Genomic DNA, 22001 nt, shown 5'->3' on the forward strand with positions numbered 1-22001 from the left:
TTTAAACCCTCACCCGGGGGGCCACCATTGGGGGCGTCGGGGGGGGGGGCGGTTCGGTGGCTCCCCGGGGGCGTGGGGGGGGGGGGGGGCGCCCCCGGGGGGCGGGGGGGGGGGGGGGCCCCCCCCCCGGCGCCCGGTCCTCTCCCGGGTCCTGTCACCTGGGTACGGTCAGTGGTCGCGCCCGGCCTCCACGCCGTCGTCGCCGGTGCCGATGCCGATGCCATTGTCGGTGCCGGTGCCGGTGCCGCCCGCATCACTGGCGTCGCCCGCGTCGCCGCCCGCTCCCGCGCCGCCCGCGCCGATCTCCGCGCCCACCGCGGCCAGCGCCGTCGTCACCGGCTGGAAGAACGTCTCGCCGCCCGAGGTGCAGTCACCGCTGCCGCCCGAGGTGAGGCCGATCGCCGTGCCGTCCGCCGTGAACAGCGGGCCGCCACTGTCGCCGGGCTCCGCGCAGACGTTGGTCTGGATGAGACCGCTGACGGAGCCCTCCGCGTAGTTCACGGTCGCGTCGAGCCCGGTGACCGAACCGTCCGCCAGCCCGGTGGTGCTGCCCATCCGGATGACCTCCAGGCCCACGGCCGCCTCGCCCGCCTGCCCGATCGGCAGGGTCTGCCCGTCACCGAGGTCCACCTCGCTGGGCGCTTCGGTGGCCGGGTCGTCGTAGTTGAGGAGCGCGAAGTCCCCGTCGCCGGGGAACGTCGCGGCCTGGACCGTGCCGACGGGCGCGCCGTTCTGCTCCTCCGACCACTGCTCGGCCGCCACACCGCAGTGACCGGCGGTGAGGAAGCCGGGTGTGCCGTCCTGCGTGGTGACGTTGAAGCCGAGCGAACAGCGGGCGCCGCCGCCGAATATGGCGTCGCCGCCCTCCAGGAACGGTTTGAACTCGCCCGCCGACTTCTGGATACGGGCCACGCCGTCGCCCAGCGAGCGCACGGTCGACTCCAGGGTGTCCCAGCGCTCGCCGGTGACCGTGGTGTCGGCCGTGACGAGGACCTGGTTGGTCCGGGGGTCGACGGCCCACGCGGTGCCGGGGATGGTGGCGTCCCGGCTCAACGTGCCTGCGGCGGAGCGGAGTTCACCCATGGTGTTCGGCACGCTTCTGGCCACGGCGCCGGACTCGCGCACCCGCTCGGCCGATTCGTCGCCGCCGCTGCCGCCGCCGTCCGCGACGTTCACCACGACCTGCTTCTTCCGCGCGTCGTAGTACGCCCCCGCGTAGTCCTCGCCGAGCTGCGAGGACAGCCGCGCGACGAGGTCGGGCGCCGACGCGGCGCTGACCGTCCTCGGGTTCTGCCCCGCGCCGCCGCCCGCGCCGTCGTCCGTGCCGGACTGTGACGCGTTGGCGTTCGGCAGCAGGACGGCCGCCGCGGCGACACCCACCGCCCCGGCTCCCGCGAGTACGGCCTTGCCCTTGGAAATTCGCCTGTGACTCAACTCGTCGCCTCCTGTGGGGGATTACGGAGTCCGACCCCTTGATACGGGCGGTACGGGAGTTGTGTTCAGCGGACCGGGTGGACAACATGCGAGGGGCCGGCCGGACAACGGTCCGGCCGGCCCCTCGTACAGAGCGAACCGACGGCCCGTCAGCCGCCGATCTCGATCTTCTTGTTGCTCGTCTCCGACGGCTTGGCCGCCCTCGCCCCGGCCTTGACCGGCTCCGCCGAACTCGCCTTTCGGGAAAGGCCCTTGAGCAGCTCGCCGATGTCGACGCCGGTGGTGGACGTCAGCAGTTCCATGCCCTGTGCCACGTTGTCGGTCACCGTGCGCGAGAGCTGGCTCGCGCCGTCCGTGGAGATGACCGTCAGCTTGTCGATGGCGCTCAGCGGCTCGGACGCCTTGGCGACGACGGCGGGCAGTACCTCGACGAGCATCTGGAGCACGGCCGCGTCGCCGTACTGGGCGAACGCGTCGGCCTTCTTCTGCATCGCCCCGGCCTCGGCGCTGCCGCGCGCCGTGATGGCGTCGGCCTCCGCCTCACCCTCGATCCGTACGGCCTCCGCGAGCGCCGCACGGCGCAGCTTCTCGCCCTCACCGGTGAGCCGCGACCGCTCGGCGTCCGCCTCGGCCTCCTTGACCTGCGCGATCCGCCGGGCCTCGGCCTCCTGCTCGGCCTGGTAGCGGGCCGCGTCGGCCGGCTTGCGTACCTGGGTGTCCAGTTGACGGTCCGTCAGCGCCGCCTGTCGCTGCGCCACCTTCTCCTGCTCGCCGAGGACCTCCTGCTGGCGCGCGGCCTCGGCGAGCGGACCCGCCGCGTTGGCCTTGGCCTTGGCCGCCTCGGTCTCGACCTTGATCTCGGCCTGCTTGAGATAGAAGGTCCGCTCGGCCACCGCGATCTCCTCGGCGGCCTTGAGCCTGGCCTGCTCCGAGGCCCGCTTGGCGATGGCCTCGGCGATGTCCGCCTCCTGCTTGGCGCGGGCGGCCTCGGGCCGGCCCAGGTCCTCCAGGTAGGAGCCCTCGGTGGTGATGTCCTGGATCTGGAAGGCGTCCAGGATCAGGCCCTGCCCGGACAGGCTGGCCTCGGCCTCCTCGGCGACCTGGCCGGCGAAGGCGGCACGGTCGCGGATGATGTCCTCCACCGCCATCCGGCCGACGATGGCGCGCAGCGCGCCGGAGAGCACTTCCTGGGTGAAGCCGACGATGCCCTTCTGCTGCCGCAGGAACCGCTGGGCGGCGGCGCGGATGGCGTCCTCGTTGCCACCGACCTTGACGATCGCGACGCCTTCCAGATGCGCCTTGACACCGCGCAGGGTCACCGCGCCGCGTACGGCGACCGGGATGTGCCGGCTGGACAGGTCGAGCGTGAACTTCTGCTGGACGAACGGGACGACGAACACGCCGCCACCGACCACCACCTTCTGGCCGCTGTTGTCGGTGCTGACCCGGCCGGTGACCGGGTCCGTGGACGACTTGCCCCGGCGGCCGGTGATGATGAAGGCCTCGCTGGGGCCCGCGACCTTGTAGCGGGTGATGACGACGAGAGCGAGCAGGACGAGGAGTACGACCACTCCCGCCACCGCGATGATCACTGGACTCATTGGTTTGCCCCCTGTTGACGTACGAGTTGTGGACGCCGCACCTGTGGGACACCGGTCGCCGCGCGGCGGTTCGACGGTTCGGCCGCTCGATGTGCCGATGGGTCGGCGGCGGGGATCAGCGCTCGACGGGGCGGACGCCGACCGAGGTGGACGAGAGCGTCGACTCCACCCAGACCTCGGCGCCCCGTGCCAGGGGCACCGCGCTCCTGGCGGCGAACTTCACCGGCTGGCCGGCCACCCGGAGCATCACCTCGCCGTAGCCGTCGACGGGAATGGCCGTGACCACGGAGCCCGCCGAACCGACGAGGTCCGCCCCCCGTGGCGTGGCGTCGGTCTGATCGCGCATCAGCACCCGGCCGAGTCTCCAGGCCAGCCAGCCGGTGACGGCACCGGCGCCGGCGCCCACGGCGACGGCGGGACCGACGCCGAGGTCCGTCGTACCGAGCACGATCGCGCCGCCGAAGCCCAGCATCGCGACGAATCCCGCCACGACGGGCAGTGACAGCAGCCCCGCGAACAGCCCGTCGAGCACTCCGCCGAACAGACCTTCGAAGATGCCGTCGAAGATCAGCGCCGCCGCCAGCAGGACCACACCCGCGATACCGAGACCGAGGAACACATCCATGGGTCGTCCCTCCCCCGGCTCTCGCCGGTCCCCCAAGAACCCTTGAATGGGAGGAAATTTTCTCACGGTCCGTCAGGGCGGGCAGTGCCGCGTTCCGGCAATCTTCGAGCGCCGTAACCGCAGGATGAACAGTTAGTCATATATTTTCCCTTTATGCCTACAAATGTTCTGAGACTCGTCTCCGTCGCCGTGCTGGGGGCCGTTCTCGTCGGATGCGGAACCGGCACCGACGCGCGCCTGACGGCCAACCCCTCCCCCAGGACCACGGCGCAGCAGCCCGCCGGCCCCGAGCACCCGGCCGTGACGCCCGTCTTCCTGCGCGGCGCCGACCCCGGGCGCCGGACCCGGGCCGGGACGGCGTCCAAGACGGTCGCGCTCACCTTCGACGCGGACATGACCGCCGATCAGGGGCCACGGGCCGCGCAGGGCGAGCGCTTCGACAACCCGACCCTGATCACCTCGCTGCGCCGGCTGGAAGTCCCCTCGACGATCTTCATGACCGGCCGGTGGGCGGAGGAGTATCCGTTCCAGGCGAGGGAGATCGGCTCCGACCCCCTGTTCGAGGTCGCGAACCACTCGTACAGCCACCACTCCTTCACGGCCGACTGCCACGGGCTCCCGGTCCTCGGCAAGCGGGACATGGCCGCCGACGTGGAGCGCGCCTTCGACGCGTTCCGCAAGGCAGGGGTACGGCAGGTGGTGCCGTACTTCCGCTTCCCCGGCGGGTGTTACGACCAGTCGACGCTACGGGCCCTGGCCCCGGCGGGCCTGACGGCGGTCCAGTGGGACGTCGTGAGCGGCGACGCCTTCGCGACGGACGCGGACGCGGTGGCCGAGCAGGTGCTTGCCGAGGTACGGCCCGGCTCACTGGTGGTGATGCACTGCACGACGAGCGCGGCCCCGGTGACGGACGAGGCGGTCCGCAGAATCGTGCCGGAGCTGCGCGAGCGCGGATACCGCTTCGTCAAGGTGTCGGAGCTGATGAAGGACTAGACGAAAGGCTGGCTGAAGGGCTACTGGAACACCCCGTAGAGATCCTTCGTCAGCGCCCGGGTCCCTGTCCGGTCCTGGGCGGCACGCACGTATCGACCGGGCGTCAGGTCGTACTCCTGTTCCCGCACCGCCTCCAGGTCGGCCGAGCGGCAGAAGCCGGGTTCGTCCTGGTACGCCGGGACGGCTTGTCCGCGGGGCCCGCCTCGCCACGTGTGATAAGCGAGGGTGATCTTCGCCAGATCCTCATCGCCCAGCACGCGCTCCGTACGGCCGACCAGGGTGCCCATCCGGCGGGCGTCGACCAGGAGGGTGCGGCCCCTGCGGTCGGCGGGTTTGTCCTTCGTCAGCACCCAGAGGCAGGCGGGGATCGCCGTGGAGTGGAACAACTGCCCCGGCAGCGCCACGACGGCGGCCACCAGATCGGCCTCCACGAGCGCCCGCCTGATCCGTGCCTCGCGGGGTGTCCGGGAGAACAGCGAGCCGTTGGCCAGGACAATGCCGGCCGTGCCCCGCTCACTCAGTTTGGAGACCGCGTGCTGGAGCCACGCGTAGTTGGCGTTGGACCGTGGCGGGACACCGTACTCCCACCGGGGGTCGGTCTCGTCCCACACCGAGTTCGAGATGTTAAACGAGGGTTGGGCCATGACGAAGTCGGCCTTGAGAGCCGGGTGTCTGTCGTCCGCGAGTGTGTCGCCCCATCGAGCGCCGACGCCGCTCCCCATGCCGTGGACGGCGAGATTCATCCTGGCCAGCCGCCAGGTCCGTTCGTTGGTCTCCTGGCCGTAGAACTCCAGGTCGCCCAGGCTCCGTCCATGGGCCTCGGCGTACTTGCCGGCCTCGACGAGCATGCCGCCCGATCCGCAGGCCGGGTCATACACACGCCCCTGGTGCGGCTCAAGGATCCCCACCACCAGCTGACAGACGGACCGAGGCGTCCAGGAGTCGCCGCCCCGCTTTCCCTCCGCACGCGCGAAGTGGTCGAGGAAGTACGCGTACATCTCGCCCAGTACGTCCCGCGCCGCCCTGCCCCCCGTGCGGTCGACACGGACCGTGCCGATGAGGTCCACGACCTCGGCCAAGCGCCGCTGGTCGACGGCGCCATGGCGGAAGACCGTCGGCAGGGAGCCCGCCAGCGCCGGGTTCGCCGCGCTGAGCATGTTCATGGCGTCGTCGATGAGTTCCCCGAGATGCGCGGTCTCGGTGCGGTCGGCGATCCGGGACCAACGGGCCGTGGGGGGAACCCAGATGGCGCCGGCCTCGGCGAAGTCCTCCTGCTCCCGGATGTACGGAAAGCGGTCCTCGTCGCCCCCCTCCGCGACGAGCCGAGCCATCCGCTCCGATCTGTGCTCCTCGAACGCGTCGGAGACGTACTTGAGAAAGATCAGGCCGAGGACGTGCTCCTTGTACTCGACCGCGTCGGCCGAGCCGCGCAGCTTGTCCGCGGCCTCCCACAGGGCGGCCTTGACCTCCTGCATGCCTCTGCCCTCCCTCGGGGTTTCGAGGTTATCCCCAAGCCCGTCGAAGCATCGCCCGGAAGCGGTAACGTGACGAGTCATCAGCGCCTGAAATGGGCGCGGGGCACACGGGGCGGCACGGGGAGTCGGCATGGCGAGTATCGGTCTGGCCGCGGCCATCGAGGAGTTGCGGCAGGAGTTGTACCAGGCGCAGGACATGGGCGCCGGGCAGCAGTTCGCGTTCGGTGTGGAAGAGGCGGAGTTGGAGCTGCTGTTGGAGCTTCGCAACACCGGCACGGGTGACGGCAAGCTCAGCTTCGGCGTCGCGACCGTCGGTGTCGGCGGCGAGCACTCCACGGTCCGCACCCACAAGTTGACGCTACGGCTGTCGGTCCGGGACCGTGCCGCCGGTGGCACCGGCGCCGAGATCAGCGACAGCGAACCGGGCTCCTGGGACGAGGAGTGAGATGGATCCGCGCAGGCTGGCGCTGATTCTCGGTGGCGCCGGACAGCAGCGGCGAAGTGTCGGGTCCGGCTATCTGATCGCCCCGCGTCTGGTCCTGACCGCCCGTCATGTGATCGAGGACCGCGACACCCGCGCCGAATGGCCGCGGATCCAGATACGGGTGGGGCACCCCGGAGACGGCGGCACCGTACGCACGAAGGCGCGCGTCCTCTGGAAGCATCCGCGGGACCTGGACGTCGCGCTCCTGCTCACCGACGACACGGTGGAGGTGCCGGACAGCCCTGTCCGGTGGGGCCGCCCCGTCGGCAAGGCGCCGCTGCGTTACGAGGGGCTCGGATTCCCGCTGGCCACGGCCGAGGAGGAGCGCGAGGTCGAGCATCTGCGCGGTGTGCTGCCCCTGTTGTCCTCTGGCTCCCGCGCCCGCTACGTCCTTGACCAGGAGCCCGCACCCGATCATCGGCCCGACGGCCGGAAAGCCTGGGGAGGGGCCTCCGGCGCCGCGGTCTTCTGCGCGGACCATGTCGTCGGGGTGGTGATCGAGGACAACCAGTCCTACGGAAACCGGCGACTGCGCGCCTCCCCGGCACACGCCTTCGTCCAGGACGGCGAGTTCGACGCCCTTGTACGGGAGTACGCCGACGGGCCGCCCCAACTGGTCGACATCGGGGCGTCGTTGCCCAGGGAGCGGCCGACCGCCGACCGGACACCGGCCGAGCAGGACCTTGAGCGGTCGCTGTGGCACTTCCTCGGCGACCCGAAGATGTGCGCCTTCCACGCACGTTCGCTCGCCCAGGAGTTGGGCTACCAGGTCCCGGCCGACTACGCGCCCTCCCTCGCCGATGTCACGGCGCTGTTCACCGGGCACCGGCGCGCGCTCGCCTCGCTCAGCGACACTCTGGCGCCGATGGTCACCGAGGACGCCACCCGGGCCCGGCTGACCGCCCTGCTCACGCGGGCGCGGGCCGCCGGTCTCGGTTCGCTGCTCTCCCTGGCGGAGTACGAACACCTGGTGCGGGTGCTCAGCGGCGTCTGCACGGAGCGCCCCACGCTTCTGCCCCGTGCCGTGGGCGAAGCACTGCGGTACCTATGCCTCTCCGACACCCTCTCCCGCACCCATCTGCCGGTCGACGAACTCGGGCAGTTCATCGAGGAGTTGGAGTCGCTGTCCGACAGTTCGCAGGTGCCTGAGGGCACACCGCAGGTCCCCGCCCTGCTGCGGCTGGTCGAGTACGTCGCGGCGGCCGTGGGGGGCGAGCAGGCGGCGGAGTTGCGCGAGTGGTCCACCCGGGTGGCCGGCCGGACGGGCATTCACCCGACCGCCCTGGACGAGCGGCGCGCCGACGCGGCCCGGTGGGCGGCGCGGCAGCCGTCGCCGGTGACGCGAGTGGTGCTGGAGCTGACCGGGGACCAGGCGTCCTCCGACGAGCGGTACGTCTGCCGGATCCTCGTCGCCCGCAAGGACGGTAGGCACGCCCTGCTCCACGAGTCGCGGACCGTACCGAAGACGCCGGAGGAGATCGCCGTATGCCTGCGTGATGCGGTCGATTCGGCGGCCGACGAGCCCGGCCAGGGCGATCATGTGCCGTGGGTGACGGTCCTGGTCGACCGCAAGGGGCTGCAACTGGCCGTCGACGAGTGGAATCCCGGGGCGCCCAACGACTTCGTGCCCGACCGGCCGATCGGCGCGGAGTACCGGATGACCCTGAGCTGCCCCGACATGAGCGCGCTCGTGCCGGGCCGCGACCGTGATCAGAGGCGCAGATGGCAGAGCGGCAACTCGACGCCGCTGGTCACCGATCAGAAATGCGCGACCGACCGACAGCTCGCCGGGGTGCTGAAGTCAACCCACCGCGACACCACCCAGGTGGTCATCCACGGACCTCGCGAGCAGCGCGTACCGCTGCTCGGAGTCTGCCTCGCGCTCGGTGTGCCCGTGATCCTGTGGGACCGCGAGGCCGAGGGGTACGAGGACGCCACGAAGCTGTGGCCGCTCGACCCCCTCGGCCTGCTGGCCGAACTTCCCGAGCGCGTCTACAAGTTCCGGGCCGAGGCCCTCGAACCGACGGCGACCACGACGGCCCGCCCCGCTCTGGTGTGGGAGGAAGAAACCAGCCACCCGAGGCCGGAGTCGCTGCGACTGAGCGATCCCCGGAAAGGAGTCCACGTCTCATGACGACCACCGAACCCGGGCCCGCCACCGACTGGCGGCTGTTCCGAGGCAACGGCACCGCCCGCGAGATCGCGTTCCCCGAGGCCCCGCCATGGCGCCGGTTCGACCCGCAGGAGCCGTCGGCGGGCGAGCGGACCGCCCGGCCGCGGCCGTATCTCATCGGCGCCGACGAGGCAGAGATCGTCAACGCCGCACTGCATCTGCGCCGCCCGCTGCTGGTGACCGGTCACCCGGGCACCGGCAAGTCGTCCCTCGCCCACGCCATCGCGCACGAGCTGACCCTCGGCCGGGTGCTGCACTGGCCGGTCAACAGCCGCTCCGCCCTGCGGGACGCCCAGTACGAGTACGACGCGGTGGGCCGGCTGCGCGAGGCCAACCGCGACTCCGACGGGCCGGAACCGGACATCGGCCGGTATGTCCGCCTCGGCCCCCTGGGCAACGCCCTCGTCCCGCGCGAACGCCCCCGGATCCTGCTCATCGACGAACTGGACAAGGGCGACGTCGATCTCCCCAACGACCTGCTCACCGTCTTCGAGGAGGGCGAGTTCACGATCCCGGAGCTCGCCCGGCTGCCGGACAGCCACCCGCCGGTCCTGGTGCAGACCGACGACCCCGACCACCCCGAGCCCGTCGTGCGCGGCCGGATCCGCTGCCGCGAGTTCCCCGTCGTCGTCATCACCAGCAACGGCGAACGCGACTTCCCTCCCGCCTTCCTGAGGCGCTGCGTCCGGCTCGACCTGCCCGAACCCGACGAGCGGCGGCTGCGGGACATCGTGGCCGCCCATCTCGGGGACGACGCCCTGCACGAGGTGGACGAACTGCTGGAGACGTTCCTCAGCCGCCGGGCTCCCGGCGAACTCGCCACCGACCAGCTCCTCAACGCCGTCTTCCTGCGGAAGGGAGGCGTCACGCTCGACGCGGGCCGCCTTCTCGACGCCGTCCTGCACGAACTCGGCGGAGCGGTGTGAGGGCATGCTAGGACGTCTGCGCGACGTACTGGCCAGGAGCGGGGTGCCCCTCGCCGACGAGGAACTTCTCGACGTCCTGTGGCTCGCCGGACACCTTCCGCCGGACGCCGCGCCCCTGGTCCGGGCACGTACGCCCGCCACGACGGAACAGCGGCCCGGCGGCCCGGACGACAGCCCGCGCCCCGCGCCGGACGCCACGCCCGCCGCGCCCGCCGACGGGACGGACCCCGAGCCGCCGGGGGACTCCACGCCCGGACTCCCGCTGCGCGCGGCGACACAGCCGGACACGGCCGAGGAGCGCAACTCGGCACCTCGCAGAGCACTCGCCGTCCGGGCGCCCGACAGCCGGCTCCTCGACGCGCGGGAGCTGCGGCTGGGCAAGGCGCTGCGCCCCCTGCGACAGCGGTTCCCCGACCATCGGCACCACGAACTGGACGTCGTACGGACCGTGTCGGCCATGGCCGACACCGGACTGCCCGAAACCGTCACCCGCCCCGTCAGAACGCGCTGGCTCTCCCTCACCCTGCTGGTGGACGACGGCATCTCCATGGTCCTGTGGCAGCGGCTGGCCACCGAAGTGCGCACGCTGATGGAACGCGCGGGGACCTTCCGCGACATCCGCGTGTACGGGCTGGACACCCGCGGCGCCGATGCCCCGCTCCTCAACACCCGCCCCTACGAACTCAAAGGGCCCTACCAGACACCCGCGAGCGTGAGCGACCCAACGGGAAACACACTCGTCCTCGTCATCAGCGACGGTGTCGGCGAGGCGTGGTGGGACGGCCGTATGCGCGACGTGATCAACCTGTGGGCGCGCTGCGGTCCGACCGCAGTCGTCCACGCGCTGCCCAGCCGCCTCTGGGCCAACTCCGGTATCACGGCCCAGCGTTGGCGGGTCGCCACGCACCGCCGCGGCGGCCCGAACACCGACTGGCGCATCACCGACCCGGTCCTGTCACCGGATCTGGTGACCTTCGACTCCGTCCCCGTGCCGGTCCTCGAACCCTCGCCCGCCGCCGTCGCCGGCTGGGCACGGCTGATCGCCTCACCCGGAACCACCGCGCAGCTCCCCCTGTGGAGCGCCGGCCGGCCCACCGACGGCCGCGCCTTCGCCGACACCCGCGACGGCGCCGTCGCGGACGCCGTCCTGCGCTTCCGGGAGGCCGCGTCGCCGGAGGCGTACCGTCTCGCGGCCCACCTCGCCGCGGTGGCTCCCGTCACCCCGCCGGTGATGCGCCTGGTCCAGAACGCGCTCGGACCGCCCACCGACAACGGGCACATCGTGGAGGTCTTCCTCGGCGGACTGATGCGGCAGACCGCGGCCGTCTGGCCGACCCAACTCCCCCAGCACCAGCTCTTCGACTTCTCGGACGAGGCCCGCGGCCTGCTGCTCGGCGCCCTGTCCCCGCAGGAGTTGCTACGGAACACACAGGCCGTCACCCGGCAGTTGGAGGCCGCGATCGGCCGCTCCGCCAACTTCCCGGCCTGGGTGGGACATCCGGACGGCACCACCGTGATCGGCGACACCGACCGGTCCTTCGGCTGGCTGAAGGACCGGGTGCTGACACGACTGGGTGTCCCGCCGGTGAGTACGGGAGTGGGCGACGCGCCGGAGGCCCGGCCCGGCGCACAGACCGTGGACCGGCCCGAAGACCGGCCGGAGGACCGGACCGAGGGCCCGCTCGAATGGTGGCCACCGGACATTCCGCCGGGCTGGTCGCAGCTCCTGCGGAGCGACCCCCAGCGGCTCGGCCGCTACCGCCTCTACGCCCGCAGCACCTGGGGCTGGGACGACCCGGGCATCTATCTGGCCCAGGACGAGGACGGTACGACCGTGCTGATGCGCACGCCCACCCCCTTGTACTCCATGGACCCCCGGCAGGCACGCGACCTGATCCGTACGGAGGCGGAGTGCCTGGAGCGCATGGGGGGCAGTTACGCCCCCCGGTTGCTCGACTGGGACGACGGCCGGCGTCAAGGCATGCCGTGGCTGGCGGCGAGTTATGTACGTCGCTGGGAGGACGACCCGGGTTCGGAGCCCGCGCCGAATCTGCACGGCGTCTTCGACGAGCAGGCGGGGTCGGTGAGTGACGCCGTCTTCCGCCGTGTCGGCGGCGACCTGGCCCGGGCGGTCCGGCACGCGCACAGCGTCGGCCTGGTGCACGGGACGCTCGCGCCGAGGACCGTACTGGTCACCGACCACGGTGTGCGGCTCGTCGGGTGGATGACGGCGACGCGGGACGGTGTCCACAGCGGCCACCGGGAGAAGTACCCCCGCAGTGAGGTCTACCTGGAGGCGGCGGAGGAGACCCCCGGGCCGACCAGGGAGAGCGACATCTACTCGGTGGGCGCGCTGCTCCTCGCCTTCGCCACCGACCGGTGGAACGACTTCCGGCCCGACGACGACGCACTCGCGACGCTCGCCGCGTCGGGGATCGCTCCGCGCATCGTCGCGGTCCTCCGGACATGCCTGAATCCGGATCCCGCCGCGAGGCCGACCGCCGACGAGCTGGTCGACGCGTTCGCAGCGGATTCCGACGATCAGACCGAATCGGAGCAGTTGCGACAAGCCCTCACCGCGGCCAACCACGACGTACGTTGGCACCGGCTGCTGGTGCGGCAGCAGCCTGATCTCCCCCCTTCCGAGCTGGCCTCGGCTCTGAAGAATCTCTCCCTCCGGTTGAGCGACGTGGGTCGTCGGGGCGAAGCTCTCGACGCGATGGCCGAGGCTGTGGGGTTGTACCGGGAACTGGCTGTCGAGCTCCCCGCCGCCGGCCGCCCCGACCTCGCCCGGGGGTTGAACAACCTCTCTGTCCGCCTGGGCGACCTGGGCCGGCGGGAGGAGTCGCTCACCGCGATCAGCGAGGCCGTACAGCATTTCCGGGTGCTGGCCGCCGAGGATCCCAACTACTACAACGCCGCCCTCGGCACCACTCTGAGCAACCTCTCGAACGAATTGGGCAAGGCGGGGCGGCAGGAAGACGCGCTCGACGCGATCAATGAAGCACTGGATCTCTACCGGGAGCTGGCCGTCGGCCAGAGCGGCGCCGACCGGTCCGAGGTCGCCAGGGTGTTGAACAATCTCGCCAACCGCCTGGGCGAAGCCGGTCGGCACGAAGAGGCTCTCGCGGCGATCACCGAATCCGTGGAGCTCTACCGGGAACTGGCTCTCCGGTACCCCGACGTCTACCGCCCGCCTCTTGCCTCAAGCCTGACCAATCTCGCCGTCCGGCTGGGCGAGTTGGGCCGGCGGGAGGAAGCCCTCGCCCCGCTCGGCGAGGGGCTGGAGATACGGCGCGTACTGGCCGAGACGCGACCGGAAGTGTACGGAAAGGACCTTGAGCAGTCGCTCAGAGTCCAGTCCTGGCTTCTCGACGGGGACAGCGACGACTCTTAGCCCGAGCAGGCCGTCCGCTGCGCCTCGTGCCATTCGCAGACCGGGCACAGCGTGCTGCCCTTGACCGATTCCGGGTACTCGGTCGGCTCCCCGCAGTGCACGCAGTCGGCGTACACGACGGCCTCGGTATCCGTGGTTTCGTCTCCCATACGTCGAGCGTACTGAACCGCCGCGCTCAGCCCCGCCGGGTGCCCAGCACGCAGACCACGCCCGCCGCCACGGCCGCCACCAGCACAGCGGCCACCAGTGGCAGGCCGGGCGCGGGGATCGCGCCCGTGCGCGAGCCGGTCACCAGGGCGGACACGGCGGCCTTCGCCGGGGAGCCGGTGGTCACCAGCGCCAGCAGTGCGAAGAGCGCGGTCAGGGCGAGGGACCAGCCCCGGCCCCGCAGCAGGGGCCGTGAGCACAGCGCGCCGACCGCCGCGCCGGTCAGGAGGCAGACCAGGGCCACCAGCAGACCGGCCGTCGCGGCGGGCAGCGGCGCCACGTCCACCAGCCGGTCGGCGCTCCTGCGTTCGCTGACGGCCGTGACGACCACCGTGCCGACGACGCCGAGCGCGCCCGCGCAGGCGGTCGCGGCGAGCAGTGCGGCGAGATGGGCGCGCGGCATGCCCGACGCGGCGGCGGTGACGGCGCGTGCCGCGTCCGGTTCCTGGGTGACGCAGATCCGGACCAGCCAGGCGGTGACCGGCAGCAGCGCGGCGGCGGCGACACCGAGGGAGTCGAGCACCGGCTCGCCGCCCTGGACGCCGACGGCGAGGAAGATCCCGTAGAGCAGGAGCGGGGGGAGCCAGCGCTGCGAGCGCAGCAGCATGGCCGTGTGGTAGCGGAACAGCGCGGTCATGACGCGGCCCGCCCCGTGGTGCTCGTCGTGCCCGTCGGGTGCGCGCCCGTCACGGCGGGCGCGTGGACCTCCCGGATGTGCCACGGCGGGCGCGCCGTGAGCAGGGCGCGCAGGAGGCCGTCGGAGTGCGCGGCGGCGACGGTCAGCTGTACGGTCCCGTCCGCCGACCCGCGTTCGTACGTGGGGCCGCCGGGCAGCCCGTCCGGCGGCGCGGCACCCGGCGGGCCGACGGCCACGACCCGTACCCGGGGCCCTTGTCCGGCCGGGGAGTTCACCCCCGTATCGCGTACGAGCGCGTTGCCCGCCACCGCGTACACGTCGTCCGCGGCCCCGGCCAGACGCCGTGGGTCGTGGTCGACGAAGACGACCGTGCCGCCGCCGGCGACGCGTTCCGTGACGGCGAGGTCGAGTTGGGTACGGGCCGCGGCGTCGAGCCCGGTCCACGCCTCGTCCAGCACCAACAGCTCGGGCCCGGCGAGCAGTGCCTGCGCGACGGCGACCTTCTGGCTGGTGCCCTTGGAGAGCGCGGAGAGTGCCGTACGGGCATGGTGCGCGGCGCCGAAGCGATCGAGCCATTCCTCGGCGCGCGCCGTCGCCGCCGCGCCGCGCAGTCCGTGGATCCGGCCCAGATGGGTCAGATAGCCGACGGCGGTGAAGGGCAGCGCGACGGGGAAGCGTTCGGGGACATAGGCCGTGCGGCCGGGGCGGCCGGTGACGCGGCCCTCGGTGGGTGTGTCGATCCCGGCGAGCAGCCGCAACAGGGTCGACTTGCCGCTGCCGTTGGTGCCTTCGACGCGGATCAGGCGGTGCGACGGCAGTACGAGGTCGACGCCGCGCAGCACCCAGGGGCCGCCGACACCGTATCGGCGGCCCACTCCTCGGAGTTCCACGCGTGGGTCAGCTCCCGGACGGCTTCGCGGGCGTCAGCTCGCTCGGCCGGACGATGACGAAACCCTCACCCTCCAGCATCAGCTGGACCGCCTCGCCGGAGCCGCCACGGATCATCGAGCCCATGGACTGCGAGCGGTGCAGCGAGGTGTTGAGCTGCGCGCTCCAGCCGACGACGGCGTCGGTGTCGACGTACACCGGTGCCTGCGGAGTGACGGGGATGACGATGGGGATGCCCTCACAGATGATGGCGAGTTTCCCGTGGCCGCTGAACAGGCTGTTGAAGAGGCCACCGCCGCTCATGCCGGCGCCCTTCACCGTCTTGATCTCGTAGGAGAGGGTGGCGTCGAAGCACAGGACGTTGCGGCCGTTGACGGTGAGCGCGTCGCCCTGGTCGATGTCGACGATGAAGCAGTTCGCCGCCTCGTGCGCGAACCACGCCTCGCCCTGGCCCTTCACGGCCATCAGCGCCAGACCCTCGCCGGTGACTGCGCGCTTGAGCATCCCGCCGATGCCCTGGCCCTTGCGTTCGAACTGGAGATTCCCGCGGAAGGCGATCATCGACCCCTGACGCGCGTGCATCTCACCGTTGACGGTGTACTTGACTGATTTGGCGTTCTGGAGGCTCATCCCGGGGGTGGTCGCCTGCTGCGCCATGTTCTCGCTGGCAAAGAGATCGCTCTTCATGCGGAGCATGGTCACCCGGAGCCACCCGTTCCGCCAACAATGGGGCGAGTCCGGGGCTGGCACACTTGCGCTGTGAGTACCGACGACACCCCTCCGCAGCCCCCGACCGACGGTCCGGCCGAAGGCCATGCCGACAGCCCGTTCCGGCATGAGCAGACGGCGCGCGACGAGGCTCCGCAGTTCGTACTGCCGCTGGTGGTGCGGATCGAGAAGGCGGCGCCGCCGACCCGTACCGACGCGCTGGAGGCCGCCGCCCGCGCCGTACTCGTCATGCTCGCCGACGAGCGGTCGACGGGCGAGGGCGAGTGGGCGCGGGCGATGCGGGACTGGCAGGACGCCCGGATCCGCAAGGTGGTGCGCAGGGCGCGCGGCGCGGAGTGGCGGAAGGCGTCTCAGCTGCCGGGGATCACGGTGACCAGCCCGGAGACACCGGTCCGGGAGGAGACGGACGTCGCCGCGCAGGAAGCCCCGCAGGAGGCCCCGCAGGCGGCCCCGTACGCGGAGGTACGTGTCTTCCCGCCGATCCCGCTGGACGGCTGGCCCAAGGAGCTGGCGAAGCTCCAGGTCTCCGGCACCGACCTGGACGACCCCGAGCCCCCGCCCGCCGCGGATCTCGCCGGCCCCGTGCTCTGGCTCAGCCCCGACGTCGGCATGTCGGCGGGCAAGGCGATGGCGCAGGCGGGCCACGGCGCGCAACTCGCCTGGTGGGAGCTGTCGGAGACGGACCGCAAGGCGTGGCAGGCGGCCGGTTTCCCGCTCTCCGTCCGTACGCCGGACGCCGCGCGCTGGCGCCGACTGACGGGCAGCGGGCTGCCGTTGGTCCGTGATGCCGGTTTCACGGAGATCGCGCCGGGGTCCAGCACGGTGGTCGCTGATCATCCGTCGCTGCGGCGTTGAACGCTGCCGCGCCGGGGCTCGTATCTCCCGATACCGCTAAGTAGGTTGAACGACCGGTCAGTGAGCGGTTGATTCTGAAGTGGCACGCGGTGGTACGCGGTGGCACATCGGCCCGGGAGACACATTGTTGCGACGTATCAACGGCACGGCACTCATCATCGCGGCGCTCGTCGCCACGGTAGGGGCGCTCGCCTTTCCTGTCTGGTCGTACGCGGACCGTTCCGGCACGGGGGAGGCGAATCTCGCGGCGTCGAGCGTGGCGACCCAGTGGGGTCCGCTCTCGGCGACGGACCGGGACTTCCTCGTGAAGGTGCGGCTCGCGGGTCTGTGGGAGCTGCCCGCCGGACAGCAGGCGATCGAGCGCGCCCCCAGCCAGGCCATCAAGGACGCGGGTGACCATCTCGTCGTCGGCCACACCGACCTCGACGCCCGCGCGCGCGACGTGGCGGCGAAGCTCGGTGTCGCGCTGCCGAACCAGCCCAACGAGCAGCAGCAGGGCTGGCTCCGGGAGTTGTCGGCGGCGACGGGCGCCGAGTACGACAGGAAGTTCGCCAACCTCCTGCGCAACGCGCACGGCAAGGTCTTCGCCCTGGTGGCCGAGGTCAGACATACGACGCGGAACACCCTGATCCGGCAGCTCGCCACCGACGCCAACCAGACGGTCCTCGACCACATCACCATGCTGGAGGGCACCGGGCTGGTCGACTTCGACGAGATCGCGCGGGAGGCGGCGGGCACGAAGACCGCCAGCCCCACCGGTCCCCCGCCGCCCAACGGCAGCCTGCCGCCGTCGCCGCCGGCCGCCGCGCCGACGGGCGACAGCTCCTTCACCTCCCGGCCGTCCACCCAGCCGGGCGCGCCGACGGCCGTCAACACCAACCGGCCGGCGCCGCCGAGCGCGGAGGAGTCACCGTAGACCGGGCCGTTTCGTCCGGCTACGGCGGGAACCTCAAATGATGCTCTGAACGTCCCCTCCTCTGGATTCACCGGCGCCCGGCGGGGCCAATACCTCTGAACCGGCACTCGCCGAGGCACGGAGGAGGGGGAGAACCATGAGCCACGCGCCACAACGGGGGAACGTGCGGGACCTGGGGATCGGTATCGGCTGGCGGCCCGAGATCGCGGGGGCGGTCGAGGAACTGCCCGGGATCGACTGGGTCGAGGCCGTCGCCGAGAACGTCTGCCCGGACCACCTTCCCGACTCGCTCGTACGGCTCCGCGCACGCGGCGTCACCGTCGTCCCGCACGGCGTCTCGCTCGGCCTGGGGGGCGCCGGGCGGCCCGACGCCAAACGGCTCGCCGATCTGGCGGAGCGGGCCGAGGCCCTGGGCTCCCCGCTGGTCACCGAGCACATCGCCTTCGTACGGGCCGGTGGCCCGCTCACCGCGTCCCCGGCGCTCGAAGCCGGCCATCTGCTGCCGGTCCCGCGTACCAAGGACGCGCTGCGGGTGCTGTGCGAGAACGTCCGGATCGCCCAGGACTCCCTGCCGGTGCCGCTCGCCGTGGAGAACATCGCGGCGCTGATCAACTGGCCGGACGAGGAGATGACGGAGGGGCAGTTCCTCGCGGAGCTGGTCGAGCGTACGGGCGTACGGCTGCTGATCGACGTCGCGAACCTGCACACCAACCACGTCAACCGCGGCGAGGACCCGGCGACCGCGCTGGACCAACTGCCGGTCGAGGCCATCGCGTACGTGCATGTGGCGGGCGGCGTCGAGCGCGACGGCGTCTGGCACGACACCCACGCGCACCCGGTCGGCGAGCCGATACTCGACATCCTGGCGGAGCTGCGTTCCCGGGTCTCCCCGCCGGGTGTCCTGCTGGAACGGGACGACAACTTCCCGCCGTCGGAGGAACTGGCGGCGGAACTGAACACGATCCGGGAGACGCTGCGGGCGCCGGGCGCGATACGCACGTCAACCGCCGCGCGGACCAAGGTAGTTGCCGCCGGGGCGGGCACGGGGCCGACGGCCTCGCCCGCACCGGCCGAGCGGCCCGGCCCCGACGGGGCCGACCACGCGCCCGCGACCGCGACCCCGACCGCCGAGGAGACCGGAACGCCGGCGCCGGCACAACCGGACACACCCGCCGACCGGCCCGGCCCCGGCGGGGCCGAGTCCACCGAGGTCGCGGACACAAGCCCCGCGTCCACCGACCCCCAGTCCGCCGACGTCGCGCCCACCGACCCCGCCCGTCAGCGGCTCGCCCTCGCGCAGGCCTCTCTCCTGTCCGCCCTCGTCGCGGGGACCCCCGCGCCCGAGGGGTTCGACTCGCGGCGGCTCGGGGTGCAGAGCCGTGCCCTCGCCGCCAAGCGGTCCGAGGTCGTCGCCAAGGTGGCGCCCGAGTTGCCCCGGATCCTCGGTGACGGCTATCGCGCGGCCTTTCTCGCGTACGCCAAGTCCCGCCCCATGCGCGCCGGTTACCGGCGCGACGCGCTCGACTTCGCCGAGCACCTGCTGATCGCCGACCTGCCCGAGGACCCGGCGGCGCGGCGGGAGCTGACGCAGTGGTGGCGGGACCGTTGCGGGGCACGGCCGCCGAGCCGGGCCGTCCGTATCGCGCGCGTCGCCCGCGCCGTACTCGTGGGGCGGTGACCGGCCGTGGACGTGCTCGTCACCGCGCTCCAGATCGCGATCCCGCTGTCCGTGATCACACTCATCGTGGGAGTGGTCACCCTTCGTTCACGCGGCGGCGTGGGCGTGGTCCACGACCTCATGGAGGTGGCCTTCCTCGGCGGCGGGCCCGGCCGGGTCGCCGAGACCGCCATCGTCGCGATGCACTCGGACGGGCGGCTCGGCATCGGCGGCCCCGGCGTCGTCGCCATCTACAGCCACGTCGCGCACAACCCCGTCGAACAGGCCGTCATCCACGAACACGCGCTCGCGCCGCACGGCGCCCTGCACTCGCTGCGGCTCGCCGTGATGCGCAGTGACGCCGTACAGCGGGTCGGCGACTCCCTGGCGGCGCGGGGCCTGCTGGTGCACGTCCGGCAGACCCGTCTGTGGGTGCGCTGGGGGGTGGTCCAGGCGATCCTCTGCCTGCCCGTCATCCCGCTGTCCGTCATCCTGCTCATCAACACCGGCTCGGCGTCGGTCATCCCGAACCTGCCGCTCGCGTTCCTCGGGATCATCTCCGGCGTCATCTGCGCCCTGACGGCCAGGCAGCGGCTCACCGGCGCCGGAATCAAGGCCCGGCTGGCCTTCCGTACGGCCAACAGGCACATCACGACACCCGTCCACCAGATCGCGGTGGACGGACACATGGCGCTGGACGACACACTGCTGCGCGAGCAGTTGACGGCCGCGCGAGGGATGCGGGCGGGCCGGGACTTCCAGCCGGCGCCGCATCTGGCCACCGTGACGGTGGTGTGGTGCGCCGGCGCGAGCTTCGGCGACGGCAGCGGCTCCGGTGACGGAGGAGGGGGCGGAGGCGGCTGCGGCGGTGGCTCGGGAGGTTCGGGCTGCGGCAGTTCGGGCGGTGGCTGTGGCGGTGGCGGTGGCTCCGGTGACGGAGGAGGGGGCGGTGGCGGAGGCTGCGGGGGTGGCGGCGGAGGTTGTGGTGGAGGAGGAGGCGGCGGCTGACCGGCGCTCCCAGCCCGCCAGTCGGCCCGCCACGGCGCCCTCACGTGCTCCGTACGCGCCCGCGTACGGAGCACGCCGCACCCGATCCCGCACCCCGTACGGTCCTCTTGAGTGACTGTATGACGCATCGGAGTCACGCCCTCCGACACCGCTCACAAATCCTTTACATACCTTCGGCGCCGGAGATGATCGCATTCCCCCACCGCGGCACGCCTGAAGGGAAAGCGATGAGAGCAGTTGCGAAGTACGGGGCCCTGGCCACCCTCGGCTCCTTGGTCCTGTCCACCCTCACCGTCGCCCCCGCGGGCGGCGCGGACTTCGCCGGCGCCTCGTCCGAGGAGCGCGGCACGATCGTCGCCGCCCAGCGCGCCGCAGCCGCCGGGATCGCGTTCCGTACGTGCCCCAAGGCCGAGATGCTGCCCGCGCCCGTCACCTGCGGCACGGTCGAGGTGCCGCTCGACTACGCCCGCCCGGACGGCGAACGGATCAGACTCACCGTCAGCCGGGTCAAGGCGTCCGGCAAGACCGGCGCGGCGGGCGGCGACGGCAAGGCCGTGGAGACCGTCCAGCGCCAGGGCGCGCTGGTCTACAACCCCGGCGGCCCCGGCGCCTCCAGCATGGCCTTCCCGATGGCGGCCGGCCTGCCCGAGTGGAAGCGGATCGCGGCGGCGTACGACATCGTCGGCTACGCCCCGCGCGGCGTCGGCCGCTCCGCGCCGCTGTCCTGCCAGAACGCCACCGACTTCGCGAAGGCCCCCACCCTCGCGCCGACCTACCCCTCGGAGTCGTACAAGAGGGAGCGTGTCGCCCGCGCCAAGGCGTACGCCCAGGGCTGTGCCCGCAGCGGCGGACCGGCCCTGCGCCACTACACGTCGCTGAACAACGCCCGCGACCTCGACGTCCTGCGGGCCGCCCTCGGCGAGAAGAAGCTGTCCTTCATGGGCGCCTCCTACGGAACGTACTTCGGCGCCCTGTACGCGTCGCTCTTCCCGTCCCATGTGCGCCGGATGGTCTTCGACTCGGCCGTCAACCCGGACCCGGACCAGATCTGGTACCGCAACAACCTCGACCAGTCCCGCGCCTTCGAGCAGCGCTGGGCGGACTTCCGGGCCTGGGTCGCCAAGCACGACGCGACGTACCGCCTCGGCGCCACGGCCGACGAGGTGCAGCGCAGCTACGAGCGGGTACGGGCGGCGGTCGCGCACCACCCGGCGGGCGGCAAGGTCGGCCCCGGCCAACTGCACGCGGCGATGCTCGGGGCGGGCTACTACGACGACTACTGGGCGATGCGCGCGACGGCGCTCTCCGAGTTCCTGAAGGGCAACACGAAGCCCCTGATCGACCAGGCGACACCGCACCCGGCGGCGGCGTTCGACAACGAGAACAGCAACGCCGTCTACACGGCGGTGGAGTGCAACGACGCCCCGTGGCCGACGGACTGGAAGGTGTGGGACCGCGACAACACCGAACTGGCCGAGCACGCCCCGTTCGAGACATGGGACAACGCGTGGATGAATCTGCCGTGCGCCTTCTGGTCCGCGCCGCGCCAGCGGCCCGCCGACATCCGCACCGACGCCGGTGAGCTGCCGCCGACGCTGATCCTGGCGGCGGAGCGGGACGCGGCGACGCCGTACCCGGGGGCGCTGGAGCTGCGACAGAGGCTGTCCGGCGCGGTGCTGGTGACCGAGCGCGGCGCGGGCACCCACGGCATCGCGGGCGGCCCCAACGCGTGCGTCAACGACCATGTCGAGGCGTATCTGCTGGCCGGGAAGACACCGGCGCGCGGCGCCGACTGCGCACCGCACGCGGAGCCGAACCCGGTTTCGCTGGAACGCGACGACACCCGCGCCGAAGTGCGACGGAGGCTGAACCCGGGCACCCAGCTCTGAGTCCGCGCCTCTCCGAGAGGTGCCCGAGCGCCGGGGGGGGGGCGCCGCCGGGGGGCCCGCCCCCCCCCCCCCGGCGGGGCGGGGGGGGGGGGGGGGGCGGGGCCCCC

The 22001-nt window shown here is 72.2% G+C and carries 18 protein-coding genes; 10 read left to right on the forward strand and 8 right to left on the reverse strand.

Going from position 1 to position 22001, the window contains the following annotated elements; genetic code table 11:
- Positions 1 to 168: 168 nt before the first annotated feature.
- The 3 genes from ACFYNU_RS28380 to ACFYNU_RS28390 all read right to left on the reverse strand — a co-directional run bounded on the left by ACFYNU_RS28380 (position 169) and on the right by ACFYNU_RS28390 (position 3660).
- Positions 169 to 1434 (reverse strand): S1 family peptidase, encoded by a 1266-nt coding sequence (locus tag ACFYNU_RS28380; RefSeq protein WP_356584612.1) that lies wholly within the window; start codon positions 1432 to 1434, stop codon positions 169 to 171.
- A gap of 149 nt (positions 1435 to 1583) precedes the next feature.
- Positions 1584 to 3035: an SPFH domain-containing protein gene (locus ACFYNU_RS28385; RefSeq protein ID WP_356584611.1), complete on the reverse strand. Its 1452-nt coding sequence runs from the start codon at positions 3033 to 3035 to the stop codon at positions 1584 to 1586.
- Between the two features lie 115 nt (positions 3036 to 3150).
- Positions 3151 to 3660, reverse strand: coding sequence for a hypothetical protein (locus tag ACFYNU_RS28390; RefSeq protein WP_356584610.1), 510 nt, complete (start codon positions 3658 to 3660; stop codon positions 3151 to 3153).
- Positions 3661 to 3813: 153 nt separating this feature from the next.
- On the opposite strand from ACFYNU_RS28390, the gene ACFYNU_RS28395 reads away from it, so the two are divergent.
- A complete protein-coding gene (locus tag ACFYNU_RS28395; RefSeq protein WP_356584609.1) occupies positions 3814 to 4653 on the forward strand; it encodes a polysaccharide deacetylase family protein in 840 nt (279 codons plus the stop codon).
- Between the two features lie 20 nt (positions 4654 to 4673).
- Here the strand turns inward: ACFYNU_RS28395 and ACFYNU_RS28400 are convergent, their stop codons facing one another.
- Complete coding sequence (locus ACFYNU_RS28400) at positions 4674 to 6128, reverse strand: class I SAM-dependent DNA methyltransferase (protein WP_356584608.1); 1455 nt, start codon at positions 6126 to 6128, stop codon at positions 4674 to 4676.
- A gap of 130 nt (positions 6129 to 6258) precedes the next feature.
- On the opposite strand from ACFYNU_RS28400, the gene ACFYNU_RS28405 reads away from it, so the two are divergent.
- Genes ACFYNU_RS28405 through ACFYNU_RS28420 form a run of 4 tightly spaced genes read left to right on the forward strand, consistent with a single transcriptional unit; the run spans position 6259 to position 13108 of the window.
- On the forward strand, positions 6259 to 6573 hold the full coding sequence (locus tag ACFYNU_RS28405; RefSeq protein WP_356584607.1) for a trypco2 family protein: 315 nt from the start codon (positions 6259 to 6261) through the stop codon (positions 6571 to 6573).
- Between the two features lies 1 nt (position 6574).
- Complete coding sequence (locus tag ACFYNU_RS28410; protein ID WP_356584606.1) at positions 6575 to 8746, forward strand: trypsin-like serine protease; 2172 nt, start codon at positions 6575 to 6577, stop codon at positions 8744 to 8746.
- Positions 8743 to 9711, forward strand: a complete 969-nt coding sequence (locus ACFYNU_RS28415) for a MoxR family ATPase (protein ID WP_356584605.1) — start codon at positions 8743 to 8745, stop codon at positions 9709 to 9711. Before ACFYNU_RS28410 ends, ACFYNU_RS28415 begins: the two co-directional genes overlap by 4 nt.
- A 4-nt stretch (positions 9712 to 9715) precedes the next feature.
- A complete protein-coding gene (locus tag ACFYNU_RS28420) occupies positions 9716 to 13108 on the forward strand; it encodes a protein kinase family protein (RefSeq protein WP_356584604.1) in 3393 nt (1130 codons plus the stop codon).
- Here ACFYNU_RS28420 and ACFYNU_RS28425 read toward each other — a convergent pair.
- The 4 genes from ACFYNU_RS28425 to ACFYNU_RS28440 are packed head-to-tail and all read right to left on the reverse strand — an operon-like array spanning position 13105 to position 15527.
- Positions 13105 to 13257: a hypothetical protein gene (locus ACFYNU_RS28425; RefSeq protein WP_356584603.1), complete on the reverse strand. Its 153-nt coding sequence runs from the start codon at positions 13255 to 13257 to the stop codon at positions 13105 to 13107. The genes ACFYNU_RS28420 and ACFYNU_RS28425 overlap by 4 nt on opposite strands.
- Positions 13258 to 13283: 26 nt before the next feature.
- A complete protein-coding gene (locus ACFYNU_RS28430) occupies positions 13284 to 13952 on the reverse strand; it encodes an ABC transporter (protein ID WP_356584602.1) in 669 nt (222 codons plus the stop codon).
- Positions 13949 to 14842, reverse strand: coding sequence for an ABC transporter ATP-binding protein (locus ACFYNU_RS28435; protein WP_356584601.1), 894 nt, complete (start codon positions 14840 to 14842; stop codon positions 13949 to 13951). The genes ACFYNU_RS28430 and ACFYNU_RS28435 overlap by 4 nt, the downstream gene beginning before the upstream one ends.
- A 7-nt stretch (positions 14843 to 14849) precedes the next feature.
- Positions 14850 to 15527, reverse strand: coding sequence for an AIM24 family protein (locus ACFYNU_RS28440; RefSeq protein WP_356584600.1), 678 nt, complete (start codon positions 15525 to 15527; stop codon positions 14850 to 14852).
- Positions 15528 to 15599: 72 nt separating this feature from the next.
- On the opposite strand from ACFYNU_RS28440, the gene ACFYNU_RS28445 reads away from it, so the two are divergent.
- The 5 genes from ACFYNU_RS28445 (at position 15600) to ACFYNU_RS28465 (ending at position 21894) form a co-directional block, all read left to right on the forward strand.
- The gene (locus tag ACFYNU_RS28445) at positions 15600 to 16424 is read left to right on the forward strand and encodes an aminoacyl-tRNA hydrolase (protein ID WP_356584599.1); all 825 of its coding nucleotides are present in this window, start codon (positions 15600 to 15602) and stop codon (positions 16422 to 16424) included.
- 127 nt (positions 16425 to 16551) lie between these two features.
- A complete protein-coding gene (locus tag ACFYNU_RS28450) occupies positions 16552 to 17340 on the forward strand; it encodes a DUF4142 domain-containing protein (protein WP_356584598.1) in 789 nt (262 codons plus the stop codon).
- A gap of 136 nt (positions 17341 to 17476) precedes the next feature.
- Positions 17477 to 19018, forward strand: a complete 1542-nt coding sequence (locus ACFYNU_RS28455) for a DUF692 family multinuclear iron-containing protein (protein WP_356584597.1) — start codon at positions 17477 to 17479, stop codon at positions 19016 to 19018.
- A gap of 6 nt (positions 19019 to 19024) precedes the next feature.
- Positions 19025 to 20005 carry a TIGR04222 domain-containing membrane protein gene (locus ACFYNU_RS28460; RefSeq protein WP_356584596.1) on the forward strand — a complete coding sequence of 327 codons (981 nt, stop codon included), beginning with the start codon at positions 19025 to 19027 and terminating at the stop codon, positions 20003 to 20005.
- Between the two features lie 227 nt (positions 20006 to 20232).
- Positions 20233 to 21894, forward strand: coding sequence for an alpha/beta hydrolase (locus ACFYNU_RS28465; RefSeq protein WP_356584595.1), 1662 nt, complete (start codon positions 20233 to 20235; stop codon positions 21892 to 21894).
- The last annotated feature ends 107 nt before the right edge of the window (positions 21895 to 22001 follow it).

The organism is Streptomyces sp. NPDC006643 (assembly GCF_042870175.1).
Taxonomy (GTDB): domain Bacteria; phylum Actinomycetota; class Actinomycetes; order Streptomycetales; family Streptomycetaceae; genus Streptomyces.